The 12,422-nt window shown below is 69.0% G+C and carries 10 protein-coding genes; 6 read left to right on the top strand and 4 right to left on the bottom strand.

Features of this window, described 5'->3' with window-relative positions; all coding sequences use genetic code 11:
• The first annotated feature begins 24 nt into the window (after window positions 1-24).
• Entirely contained in the window at window positions 25-822 is a 798-nt protein-coding gene (fnr, locus tag ACUJB0_RS19365) for a fumarate/nitrate reduction transcriptional regulator Fnr (RefSeq protein WP_444846632.1), read from the top strand.
• Between the two features lie 8 nt (window positions 823-830).
• On the opposite strand, the gene ACUJB0_RS19370 is transcribed toward fnr, so the two are convergent.
• Together ACUJB0_RS19370 and ACUJB0_RS19375 are read right to left on the bottom strand one after the other, a co-directional pair.
• Complete coding sequence (locus ACUJB0_RS19370; protein WP_444846633.1) at window positions 831-1,223, bottom strand: TraR/DksA family transcriptional regulator; 393 nt, start codon at window positions 1,221-1,223, stop codon at window positions 831-833.
• A gap of 39 nt (window positions 1,224-1,262) precedes the next feature.
• Entirely contained in the window at window positions 1,263-2,102 is an 840-nt protein-coding gene (locus ACUJB0_RS19375; protein WP_444846634.1) for a universal stress protein, read from the bottom strand.
• Between the two features lie 248 nt (window positions 2,103-2,350).
• Here ACUJB0_RS19375 and ACUJB0_RS19380 point away from each other — a divergent pair, with 248 nt between their 5' ends.
• Genes ACUJB0_RS19380 through ACUJB0_RS19395 form a run of 4 tightly spaced genes read left to right on the top strand, consistent with a single transcriptional unit; the run spans window position 2,351 to window position 6,994 of the window.
• Window positions 2,351-3,787, top strand: coding sequence for an efflux transporter outer membrane subunit (locus ACUJB0_RS19380; protein ID WP_444846635.1), 1,437 nt, complete (start codon window positions 2,351-2,353; stop codon window positions 3,785-3,787).
• A complete protein-coding gene (locus tag ACUJB0_RS19385) occupies window positions 3,784-5,079 on the top strand; it encodes an efflux RND transporter periplasmic adaptor subunit (protein ID WP_444846636.1) in 1,296 nt (431 codons plus the stop codon). The genes ACUJB0_RS19380 and ACUJB0_RS19385 overlap by 4 nt, the downstream gene beginning before the upstream one ends.
• A complete protein-coding gene (locus ACUJB0_RS19390; protein ID WP_444846637.1) occupies window positions 5,076-5,792 on the top strand; it encodes an ABC transporter ATP-binding protein in 717 nt (238 codons plus the stop codon). The genes ACUJB0_RS19385 and ACUJB0_RS19390 overlap by 4 nt, the downstream gene beginning before the upstream one ends.
• Complete coding sequence (locus tag ACUJB0_RS19395) at window positions 5,792-6,994, top strand: ABC transporter permease (protein ID WP_444846638.1); 1,203 nt, start codon at window positions 5,792-5,794, stop codon at window positions 6,992-6,994. Before ACUJB0_RS19390 ends, ACUJB0_RS19395 begins: the two co-directional genes overlap by 1 nt.
• An 8-nt stretch (window positions 6,995-7,002) precedes the next feature.
• Here the strand turns inward: ACUJB0_RS19395 and ACUJB0_RS19400 are convergent, their stop codons facing one another.
• Window positions 7,003-7,470, bottom strand: coding sequence for an Lrp/AsnC family transcriptional regulator (locus ACUJB0_RS19400; protein WP_444846639.1), 468 nt, complete (start codon window positions 7,468-7,470; stop codon window positions 7,003-7,005).
• Between the two features lie 117 nt (window positions 7,471-7,587).
• Between ACUJB0_RS19400 and ACUJB0_RS19405 the strand changes: the two genes are divergently transcribed.
• Complete coding sequence (locus ACUJB0_RS19405; RefSeq protein ID WP_444846640.1) at window positions 7,588-11,115, top strand: indolepyruvate ferredoxin oxidoreductase family protein; 3,528 nt, start codon at window positions 7,588-7,590, stop codon at window positions 11,113-11,115.
• Here the strand turns inward: ACUJB0_RS19405 and torT are convergent, their stop codons facing one another.
• Window positions 11,116-12,258: a TMAO reductase system periplasmic protein TorT gene (gene torT, locus ACUJB0_RS19410; protein WP_444846641.1), complete on the bottom strand. Its 1,143-nt coding sequence runs from the start codon at window positions 12,256-12,258 to the stop codon at window positions 11,116-11,118.
• Window positions 12,259-12,422: the final 164 nt, after the last annotated feature.

Below are 12,422 nucleotides of genomic sequence, written 5' to 3' on the forward strand. Positions count from 1 at the left end.
GCCAGCACACTAAGGAGCATGGACATGATGACCAATATACAACTCGCGACATCCGGCGGCAACGTAGGCGCGGCGCAATCGAAATGCGGCATGTGTGGCTTCAAGAACCTGTGCCTGCCGCAGGGCCTCAACGAGAGCGAGATGGCCCGCCTCGACAAGATCATCGGCCGCCGCCGCCGCGTGGAGCGCGACGAGAACCTGTGCCGCATGGAGCAGCCGTTCCACAGCCTGTACGCGGTGCGCTTCGGCCACTTCAAGACCTCGCGCGTCAACCACAGCGGCCAGCAGCAGATCACCGGCTTCCAGATGGCCGGCGAACTGCTGGGCATGGACGCCATCGGCAGCGGCCAGCACGCTTGCGGCGTGGTGGCGCTGGAGGACAGCGAAGTTTGCGAGATCCCGTTCGCCCGCCTGCAGGAACTGTTCGCCGAAGTGCCGCAGCTGCTGCGCCACTTCCACCGCATCATGAGCCAGGAAATCATGCGTGAACAGAACGCCATGCTCTTCCTCGGCAATATGCGCGCCGAGCAGCGCTTCGCCACCTTCCTGCTGAACCTGTCGACCCGCTACGCCGCGCGCGGCTACTCGCCCAACAGCTTCCAGCTGCGCATGTCGCGCGAGGACATCGGCGATTACCTGGGCCTGACCATCGAGAGCATCAGCCGCCTGCTGTCGCGCTTCCGCGCCAGCGGCTGGATCGCGGTCGACAAGCGCGAGCTGACCATCCTCGACCACCCGAGCCTGGAATCGCTGGCCACCGGCATGCCCGCACCCGCCGCCGGCGCCCGTCCGGCTATCATGATGCAGGCCGCCATGGCCTGACGCCGCCGTCAGCGCGGCGGCATTTTCGACCCACCCCGCAGTTCCAGTTCCGTCTGGCAGTCCCGGCACATCTCGGCCTCGGGCTGCGCCAGCAGGCGCGCTTCCAGGATGGCCTCGCCGCAGCGCGAGCACTGTCCGTAGCCGCCGTGGTGCAGCCGCCCCAGCGCATTGTCCACGCTGCGCAACTCCAATAATTCATGATTGAGCAGCGCGATATCGGTATCGCTGAGCTGACTGGCTTCGGCCAGGTCGGCGTCGATGGCGTAGTTGTTAAACAGGGCCATTTCCTGTTGTTCGTCAGCCTGGTGCAGACGTTGCCGCAACTGGACGGATAGTTGCTCGCGCCGTTGCTGGAGCCGGTTGCTCAATACTTGCATGACGTTGGCGCTGACGGTACTCATGGTGATCTCCATTGTTATTGGTGTTGCGGGGGTGTTGGTTCAGTGCGCCATCAGGACCGGCAGCGTCATGCCGCGCAGCACGGTGCGGGTGGCGCCGCCCAGCAGCCATTCCTGCAGGCGCTGGTGGCCGTAGCCACCCATCACCAGCAGGTCGGCGCCGGTGCCGTAGGCCAGGTCCAGCAATGCTTCGCCCGCACGCCGGTCATCCTCCTGCGCGACCAGCGTGACGTCCACGCCGTGCCGGAACAGGAAGCGGGCCAGTTCGGCGCCCGGCACGTCGGTCTGGCGTCCGTGGCCGCCGGTTTGCGGCGAGGCGGCGACCGTGACGGTGGCGGCGCGCTTGAGCAGCGGCAGCGCGGCCGTGACCGCGCGCGCGGCCGAGGCGCTGCCGTTCCAGCCCACCAGCACGTGCTTGCCTGTCTGCTCGAACCGGCCGGTGTGCGGCACCAGCAGCACCGGGCGGGCGCTGTGGAACATCACGGTCTGCGGCAGGCGGGCCTGCAGGCTGTTGCTGTGGTCGTGCGGGTCGGCCTGGCTCAGCACCAGCAGGTCGGCGTACGGGCTTTGCAGGATCAGGCCGTCGTCGGCCGCGTCGTCGACCCGCCGCGCCTCGATGGACGGCACGCCGAGGCGGCTGGCGCAATCGGTGAACTGCGACAGCGCGGCGTCGGCGCGGTCGTGCAGCAGGCGCAGGTCGAAGGGGAAGGGCGTGCCGACCGCGGCGATCGAGCCGTCCGGCAGCGCGTGGCGCGACAGGCCGGTCATGGCGGCACCCACCAGATGGGCATCATGCGCCAGCGCGACCAGCGCCGCCAGCCGGATGCGCTGTTCGGCCTGCGGCGTGCCGTCGGCATGCACGAGTATGGTTTTGTAGGTCATGGTGTCTCCCTGGTGGCTGGCACGGATTCAGCGACGCGGCAATTGAGTCGCGTCAAGTACCGCCATCGTAGTGATTTGACCGCCCAAATTGATTGATCCAAATCAAGCGCGACTTAGTCTGGTGATACTCGCGCTGTATGTTTCCATTTTTTGAGTTGGATCAAATGGCGATGGTGACGCCAGCCGGGTGCGCCCGTACAGTCTGGTAGTGGGCGGCACCGCCGCCCGATAGACAGGAGCCGCATCCGATGAAAACGTCCCCGCTGTCGTCCGGCGCACCGCTGCTGCTGGCGCTGACCACGCTGGCCGGTTGCGCCAACTTGCGGCCGGTCAGCCTGCCACCTGCGGCGGCGCCTTTCCAGGCGCCGGCGGACTGGTCGCAAGGCAAGGCCCGTGCGGCGCCAGCCGATGCCGCCGCACTGGCCGCGTGGTGGCGGCGCTTCAACGATCCCTTGCTGGAGCAACTGGTGGGGCAGGCGCTGCAAGCCAACCCCGGCATCGCGCAGGCGCGCGCCACGCTGCAGCAGGCGCGTGCCACGCGCGCGGCGGCCGCGGCCGGCCTGGCCGCCACCGTCAGCGGCAGCGGCCAGGCCCAGCGCAGCAAGCAGGACGGCTCGGCCGTCTCCAATTCCTACAACCTGGGCTTCGACGCCCGCTGGGAACCGGACATCTTCGGCGCCAACCATTACGGGCTGGCGGCCAGCGCCGCCGCCCTGCAGGCCAGCGCGGCCACGCTGGGCGGAACGCAGGTGTCGGTCGCGGCCGAGGTGGCGCGCGACTACATCGACCTGCGCGGCGCCCAGGCCCGGCTGGCGATCGCGCGCGACAACCTGGCCAATCAACTGAGTACGCTGGAAATCACCAACTGGCGGGTCCAGGCGGGCATGTTGACCTCGCTCGAACAGCAGCAGGCGATCACCGCCGCCGAGCAGGCCGCCGCCCAGCTGCCGGTGCTGGAGGCCAGCGTGGCGCAGCTGGGCCACGCGCTGGCCGTGCTGTGCGGGCAGTCGCCGGCCGCGCTGGATGCGCTGCTGGCGCCGCCGCGAGCCATCCCCGGCGACGGCGCGCAACTGGCGCTGAGCCTGCCCGCCGCGACCTTGCATCAGCGTCCCGACGTGCGCGCGGCCGAGTTCCAGCTGGAGGCGGCGCGCGCGCGGGTCGGGCAGGCCGACGCCGCCCGCTATCCGCAGTTCCGGCTGGACGGCTCGCTGGGATTGAGCGGCCTGGGCTGGGGCGCCAGCGGCGGCACCTTGCTGCGCACGCTGCTGGCCGGCGTGACCGGCAATGTGCTCGACGGCGGCGCCAGCCAGGCCCAGCTCGACCTGCAACGTGGCGCGCTGGCGCAGGCGCAGGCGGGCTACCTGTCCACCGTGCTGGGCGCCTTGCAGGAAGTGGAGGATGCGCTGGCCTCGCTGACCGGCGAACGCGCGCGGCTGGAGCATCTGCGCCTGGCCGCCGACGCCGCCGAGAGTGCCGCGCTGCTGGCGCGGCAGCGCTATGCGAGCGGGCTGGTCGATTTCCAGACGGTGCTGGAAACCCAGCGCGCACTGTACGCGTCGCAGGATGGCGTGGCCGTCACCAGCGCCGACTTGGGCGGCGATCTGGTACGGTTGTACAAGGCGCTGGGCGGCGGCTGGCAACCCGACGGCGAAGGCGCCGCAACGAAACAAGGAAGCGCACCATGAACCAACCATTGGCGCAGGCGCCCCGGCCCGCCGCATCCACGCCGTTGAGCGAACTGGCCGAACCGGTACGGCGCCCGTGGTGGCGCCGCGCCGCATTCTGGGCAGGCATGCTGGCGCTGCTCGCCGCCGGCGCCGGCTTGTACGCGTGGCAGGCGCAGCGCCAGGCGGCGCGCGCGCCCGGCTATGTGACGGTGCCGGTCAAGCGCGGCAGCGTCACGCTCAGCGTCACCGCGAACGGCACCTTGCAGCCCACCCGCGCGGTCAACATCGGCAGCGAGCTGTCCGGCACTGTGGCGCGCGTGCTGGTGGACGTCAACGACCAGGTCCACGCCGGCCAGGTGCTGGTGGAGCTGGACACGGCCAAGCTGCAGGACCAGATCGTGCGTTCGCGCGCCGCGCTGGCCGCCGCCCGGGCCGCGCTGGCGCAGAACCAGGCCAGCCTGGCCGAGGCGCGCAGCGCGCTGGCACGGCTGGAGGACGTGGCCCGGCTGTCCGGCGGCAAAGTGCCGTCGCGCGCGGAGCTCGACGCCGGCCGCGCGACGCTGGCCCGCGCCGAAGCGGCGGTCCTGAGCGCCGCCGCCAACGTCGACAGCGCGCAGGCCACGCTGTCGACCGACAGCACCAACCTGGCGCGCGCGTCGATCCGCTCGCCCATCGACGGCGTGGTGCTGAGCCGCAGCGTCGATCCCGGCAACGCGGTGGCCGCCTCGCTGCAGGCGGTGACGCTGTTCGCGCTGGCCGAGGACCTGCATCATCTGCGCCTGCTGGTCAACGTCGACGAGGCCGACGTCGGCGCGGTGCAGGCGGGCCAGCAGGCCGGCTTCACCGTCAGCGCCTATGCAGACCGCAGCTATCCCGCCACCGTGACCCGCGTCTCGTACGGCTCCACCATCACCGAGAACGTGGTGACCTACGTCGCCTACCTGGACGTCGACAACGCCGACTTGAGCCTGCGTCCCGGCATGACCGCCACCGCCGTGATCCGCGCGGCCCAGCATGACAATGTGCTGCTGATCCCGAACAGCGCGCTGCGCTTCACCCCCGGCGACGCCGGCGTGGCGGCATCGGCCGGGCTGGTGTCGCGCCTGATGCCACGCCTGCCGGCACGGGCGCCGCGCCAGGCCGGCGTGGCCGCCGCCGTGCGCCGCTCGCTGTGGGTGCTGCGCGATGGACGGCCGCAGGAGTTGAGTGTCACGCTGGGCATCAGCGACGGCCGCTACACGGAGGTGAGCGGCGCCGGGCTGGAGCCGGGCGTGCCCGTCATCACCGACCAGCGCGCGGCGGCGCCGTGAACGATACCGTCCCGCTGATACGGCTGCGCGACGTCTGCAAGCGCTACGGCGCGGGCGGCACCGCGCTGATGGCGCTGGACCGGGTCAACCTCGATATCGCGCAGGGCGAGTTCGTCGCCATCATGGGACCCAGCGGCTCGGGCAAGTCGACCGCCATGAACATCCTCGGCTGCCTCGACACGCCCAGCGCCGGCCAATACCTGTTCCATCAGATCGACGTCGGCGCCGCCAGCCGCGACCAGCGGGCGCGCCTGCGGCGGCGCTACCTGGGCTTCGTGTTCCAGGGCTTTAACCTGCTGGCGCGCACCTCGGCGCAGGAGAACGTGGAACTGCCGCTGCTGTACCGCGGCGAGGGCGCGGCCCGCCGCCACGCGCTGGCCGCGCAGGCGCTGGCCGCGGTCGGACTGGCAGGCTGGGAGCAGCACACGCCGGCCGAACTGTCGGGCGGCCAGCAGCAGCGGGTCGCCATCGCGCGTGCCATCGTCAGCGCGCCGTCGCTGCTGCTGGCCGACGAACCGACCGGCAATCTCGATAGCCAGCGCAGCGCCGAAATCATGGAGCTGCTGGCGCGCCTGAACCGCGAGCAGGGCATCACGGTGGTGATGGTCACCCACGAGCCGGACATGGCCCTGTACGCGCAACGCATCGTACGCTTCCGCGATGGCCGCATCGAGAGCGATGAACTGAATCCGGCCGCGCTGGAGGTGAGCTAATGCTGTTCAATACCATCCTGCTGGCGCTGCGCTCGATCCGGCGCAACCTGCTGCGCTCTTTCTTGACGATGCTGGGCATCGTGATCGGCGTGGGCGCGGTGATCGCCATGGTCACGCTGGGCAACGGCGCGACCCAGGCGGTGCATGACCAGATCGCGAGCCTGGGCAGCAACCTGCTGATGGTGCGCACCGGCCAGCGCATGGGGCAGGGCGGCTCCGGCGCGCCGGCCTTCAAGGAAGCCGACGCCGAGGCCATCGCGCTGCAGATCGGCGGCATCCGCGCGGTGGCGGCCGAGGCGCGCAGCGGCGCCACCGTGGTGGCCAATGGTCGCAACTGGACCACCACCGTCACCGGCGGCAGCGCCGAATGGATGACCGCCGCCAACTGGACGCTGAGCGCCGGCCGCCAGTTCGACGACGGCGAGCAGCGCGCCGGCGGCGCCGTCTGCGCGCTGGGCGCGACCGTGGCGCGCTCACTGTTCGGCCGCCGCGATCCGCTGGGCGAGCGGCTGCGCATCAAGCAGTTCTCCTGCGTGATCGTGGCGCTGCTGGCGCCAAAGGGCCAAGGCGCGATGGGCAACGACCAGGACGACGTGGTACTGCTGCCGCTGCACACGCTGCAGCGCCGCGTGACCGGCAACCAGCGCGTGAACACGCTGCTGATCTCCATGCAGGAGGGCAGCGACCCCACCGCGCTGCAGGCGCGCCTGCGGCTGCTGCTGCGCGAGCGCCGCAAGCTGGGCGCGGCCGAGGAGGACAACTTCAACATCCTCGACACGCGCCAGCTGGCCGAGACGATGTCCGGCGCCACCCGCGTGATGACGACGCTGCTGGCGGCTGTCGCGGCGGTCAGCCTGCTGGTGGGCGGCATCGGCATCATGAACATCATGCTGGTGAGCGTGACCGAGCGCACGCGCGAGATCGGCCTGCGGCTGGCCATCGGCGCTCAGGAACGCGACGTGCTGCTGCAATTCCTGATCGAGGCCATGGTGCTGGCCGCGCTGGGGGGCCTGGCCGGCGTGCTGCTGGCGGCGCTGGCGACGGTGCTGATGGCGCGCGGCCTGCAGCTGCCGTACCTGTTCAATCCCGGTGTGAACCTGCTGTCCTTCCTGTTCTCGGCCGGGATCGGCGTGGTGTTCGGCTACGTGCCGGCGCGCCGCGCCGCGCGCATGGATCCCATCGAGGCGCTGCGCCACGAATAACGGCGGGCCTACAAGGGCAGCGCCGTCTCGTACTTCACTTCGCGCAGCGCCACGCTGGTGTTGACCTGCGCCACGCCGTTCAGCTTGACCAGCACATTGTGCAGGAAGTCGTGGTAGGCATCCATGTCGGCCAGGACCACCTTGACCATGTAGTCCGAGCTGCCGGTGGTTTCGTAGCACTCCACCACCTCCGGGCGCATGCGCATGGTCGCCTCGAACTGTTCGACCACGCCTTCCTCGTGCCGCGCCAGCGAGATGTGCAGCAGGCACACCACGGACAGCCCCAGTTTGCGCCGGTCCACCAGCGCGGTGTAGCGGACGATGTAGCCGTTGTCCTCCAATTCCTTCTGCCGCCGCCAGCACGGGCTGGCCGACATGCCGATCTTTTCCGCCAGCTCGTTGGACGAAATCCTGCCGTTTTTTTGCAGCTCGGCAAGGATTTTCACCGACGCGGGGTCGATAGAAATATTTTTCATGTTTTAGGTCAAATTTCGAAAGATTCTCGCCATTCTAGTCCCGCACGCGGCAAAGATAGAAATAATTTTTCCATAGTGGCGGCATATCCTGTCTCATCAAAAAAACATAACGAGACAATGAATACCTTGACCATCCCCGTGCCATTCCTGGCCGATCCGCACTACGCGCTGGACGACAACCTGACCCGCGCCGAAGGCCGCGTGTTCCTGACCGGCACCCAGGCGCTGGTGCGCCTGCTGTGCATGCAGAAGGTCAGCGACGAGGCGCGCCAGCTCAACACCGCCGGTTTCGTCAGCGGCTACCGCGGCTCGCCGCTGGGCGCCGTCGACCAGGAACTGTGGCGCGCCAAGGACCTGCTGCAAGGCCACCACATCGAATTCCTCCCGGCGATCAACGAGGAACTGGGCGCGACCGCCGTCATGGGCTCGCAGCAGGTCGAGGCCGACCCGACCCGCAAGGTCGACGGCGTGTTCGCCATGTGGTACGGCAAAGGGCCGGGCGTGGACCGCGCCGGCGACGCGCTCAAGCACGGTCACGTCTACGGCTCGTCGCCGCATGGCGGCGTGCTGGTGATACTGGGCGACGACCACGGTTGCGTGTCGTCGTCGATGCCGCACCAGAGCGAACAGGCGCTGATCGCCTGGGGCATGCCGGTGATTAACCCGGCCAACATCCAGGAGTACATGGAGTTCGGGCTGTACGGCTGGTCCATGTCGCGTTACTCGGGCGCGTGGAGCGGCTTCAAGGCCATCTCGGAAACCGTGGAGGGCGGCGCGGTGGTCGAGCTGCCGCCGCTGCCGCGCTACGTCGAGCCGGCCGATTACACGGCGCCGCCGGATGGCCTGCACAACCGCTGGCCGGACCTGCCGGGCCTCGCGCTGGAGCAGCGCGCCGCCGCCAAGCTGGAGGCGGTGCAGGCCTTCGCCCGCGCCAATTCCATCGACAAGCTGGTGGTGCCGGCGCCGCGCGCCACCATCGGCATCATCAGCGCCGGCAAGGCCTACCTCGATTTGCTGGAGGCGCTCGAGCGCATGGAGCTGCCGCTCGAACGGCTGGAGCAGCTGGGCGTGCGCCTTTACAAGCCGGGCCTGACCTATCCGTTGGAGCGCACCCGCCTGTCGGCGTTTGCCGAGGGCTTGGCCGAGATCCTGGTGGTCGAGGAGAAGGGCGCGGTCATCGAGCAGCAGGTCAAGAACCTGTTCTACAACCTGCCGCACGAGCAGCGCCCCATCGTCATCGGCAAGACCGACCGCCATGGCGACGCGCTGCTGTCGGCGCTGGGCGAGCTGCGGCCGTCGCGCATCGCGCCGGCGCTGGTGCGCTGGCTGGCGCCGCATTTCCCGCAGCTGGACCTGGCGCGCATGCTGCCGGACTTCTGCGCCGCCGAGCTGCTGTCGAACGGCGCCGACGGCGTCAAGCGCACGCCGTATTTCTGCTCCGGCTGTCCGCACAATACCTCGACCCGCGTGCCGGAAGGCAGCCGCGCGCTGGCCGGCATCGGCTGCCACTTCATGGCGACGTGGATGAAGCGCGACACGAATTACCTGTCGCAGATGGGCGGCGAGGGCGTGAGCTGGGTCGGCTCCTCGCGCTTCGTCGGCGAGCCGCACGTGTTCCAGAACCTGGGCGACGGCACCTTCTACCATTCGGGATCGCTGGCGATACGGCAGGCGGTCGCGGCGCGCACCAACATCACCTACAAGATCTTGTACAACGACGCGGTGGCCATGACCGGCGGCCAGCCGGTGGACGGCAGCCTGTCGGTGCCGCAGATCGTGCAGCAGGTGTGCAGCGAGGGCGCGAAGAAGGTCGTGGTGGTGACCGATGCGCCGGAAAACTACCAGGGCGTGACGCTGCCGGAAGGCGTGACCGTGCATCACCGCAGCGAGCTCGATGCCATGCAGCGCATGCTGCGCGAGATCGCCGGCGTGACGGTGCTGGTGTACGACCAGACCTGCGCCGCCGAGAAACGCCGCCGCCGCAAGAAGAACAAGCCGGGCAAGGTGGTCTTCTCCGATCCTGCGCGGCGCATGGTGGTCAATCCCGCCGTGTGCGAAGGCTGCGGCGATTGCGGCGTGCAGTCGAACTGCCTGTCCATCCTGCCGCTGGAGACGGAGCTGGGACGCAAGCGCCAGATCGAGCAATCGTCCTGCAACAAGGACTACTCCTGCGTCGAGGGCTTCTGCCCGAGCTTTGTCTCGGTGCTGGGCGGCGCGCTGCGCAAGCCGGAAAGCGTGAAGCTGTCGCTGGCCGACCTTGAGCAGGCGCTGGCCGCCTATCCGCAGCCGGCGCGCCACGCGCTGGCCAAACCGTTTGAAATCCTGGTGGCTGGCGTCGGCGGCACCGGCATCGTCACCGTCGGCGCGCTGATCTCGATGGCCGCCCACCTGGAAGGCAAGGGCGCCTCCACGTTGGACTTCATGGGCTTTGCGCAGAAGGGTGGCGCGGTGCTGTCGCATGTGCGCGTGGCCTCGTCGCCGTCGCGCCTGAACCAGGTGCGCATCGACCTGCGCCAGGCCGACGCGGTGTTCGCCTGCGACCTGGTGGTGGCCGCCATGCCGGACAGCCTGTCCGTCATGCGCCACGGGCACACCAAGGTGGTGGCCAACGAGCGCGAAATCCCGACCGCCGAATTCACCCGCGAGCGCGACGCCTCCATCAACAAGGACGGCCTGCTGGAGAAGCTGGCCGCGTCGGCCGGCGCCGAGAACCTGTCGCAGCTCGACGCGCAGGAAACGGCGGCGCGCTTCCTCGGCGATCCTATCGGCGGCAACATCCTGTTGATGGGCTATGCGTGGCAACTGGGGCTGGTGCCTGTCGGCCTGGAGGCGCTGATGCGGGCGATCGAATTGAACGCCGTCGCCATCGACATGAACAAGCGCGCCTTCATGCTGGGCCGCCTGGCCGCCGCCGACCGCGCGGCGCTGGACCGCCTCGCGCAACCGTCGCAGGTGATCCAGTTCGCCGCGCCGAAGTCGCTGGCCGAAACCGTCGCCTTCCGCGTCGACTGGCTGACCAAGTACCAGAACGCCGCCTACGCGCGGCAGTACTTCGATGCGGTGACCGCCGTCGAACTGCGCGAGATCGCGCTGGAAGGCAGCGGCTCGCGCAAGCAGTTGAGCAAGGCCGTGGCGCGCAACCTGTTCAAGGTCATGGCCTACAAGGACGAATACGAAGTGGCGCGGCTGCATGCCGATCCCGCCTTCCGCGCGCAGATCGCCGCGCAGTTCGACGGCGACTACAAGCTGGCCTTCCATCTGGCGCCGCCGCTGCTGGCGCGCCGCAAGCCAGGCTCCGACGTGCCGGCCAAGATGACCTTCGGCGGCTGGATGATGCCGGCCTTCGGCGCGCTGGCCCGTCTCAAGTCCCTGCGCGGCACGCCGCTCGACGTCTTCGGCTACACGCGGGAGCGCAAGCGTGAGCGCGCGCTGCGCGACCGCTACCTGGCCTTCGCCGAGGAACTGGCGTCCGGCCTGCGGGTCGACAACAAGGAGGTGGCGCTGAAGCTGGCGCAGTTGCCGGACCAGGTGCGCGGCTACGGCCACGTGAAGCTGGCGGCGCTGGACAAGGCCGATGCGCAGTGGGCCGAACTGGCGGCACGCTTCCGCGCCGCCAAGGTGGTGGAACTGAAGCGCCAGGCCTGATCAGTTCCTGGCCGGGTCGTAGGACAGCTCGGCCTTGTAGCCTTCCGGCGCGATCGAGGTATCGAAAGGATAGCTGGCGTAGTTCTGCTGGTCGACCAGTCCCAGGTTGACCAGGATGGTATGTGGCAGGTTCTTGCCGCGCCCCTCCAGCAGGTTGACGGCGGCGTTGATCGCCACGCGCGCCTGGCTCACACCCTTGGTGTCGGCGGCGGCGTAGATGTCGCCGCTGCGGATCAGGCGGGCGATTTCGTCGGTCAGGTCGAAGGCCACCACGCGCAGCTTGCCCTTCAAGCCGGCCGCCTTGACCGGCTGGACCGCGGCCGGCGCGCAACCGGTGCAGCCAAGCAGGTAATCGAGCTTGGCGCCGTGCTTGGCCAGCAGCTGCGCCGCCAGTTGCGACTGGATCTGGCGGTCGCTGTCGCCGTAGCGGATATCGATGATGTTGACCGGGATCGCCGCTTCCGCCGCGGCGATCCGCGTGCCGTCGACTTCTCCCTTGACCCAGCCCGCGCCCATGGGGCCGGGCAGCAGCGCGATGTTGACCGACTTCAGGCCGCGCTGCTGGGCGTCGCGCACCATCCAGCGCGTCGCTTCCACTCCCATGTTGCGCAGCGAGGTCGTGACCTTGATGGTCAGGTCGTCGCTGCGGCTGTCGTTGGCCAGCTCGAACACCGGTATGCCGGCGGCGCGCGCCTTGGCGATCGATTGGTTATTGGCCGTCATGCCGATCGGCGAGATGACGATGGCGTCGTATTTGGCGGCGATGGCGGCGTCCATCTGGCGCAACTGGCCTTTCAGGTCGTCGTAGCCGGTGGCCGGCAGGATGTCGACCGCGACCCCGAGACGGCGCGCCTCGCTGATGACGCCATAGCTGCAGCCGACCCAGTACGGATCTTTTAAATGGGGGAACAGGAAGGCGATGCGCCAATGCTTGCTGGCCTTGGGCGCCATCGCATAACTGCCGGGGACCACGCGGCCGCTGGCCAGCGCGTCGTCGGCCGAGCCGTTGGCCTGCAGCGGGCGGAAGATCGATACCACCGGCACCGGCGCGAATTTGGCGACGGGCGCCGCCGGCGCGGCAATGGCGGGCAGGATGCCCAGTGCGCCCAGGCTGGCCAGTATTCGTAAACGGCGTTTGAGCATACGGTGTTTTTCTTCCGGTTCGGCGGATGGAGCTTGTTTAGTACAATTCTAACCGCATCGGCTGGCGCGAGGGGCGTGCTGACAATTGTCACGTCAAAGTTGTGGCATTTGCGTCTGGTCCGCCGCCTGGTCTCGCGGCACACTGTCGTCATACCAACCCGGAG

Origin of the sequence: Duganella caerulea, from assembly GCF_040362985.1 — a bacterium.
GTDB lineage: Bacteria > Pseudomonadota > Gammaproteobacteria > Burkholderiales > Burkholderiaceae_D > Rugamonas > Rugamonas vulcania.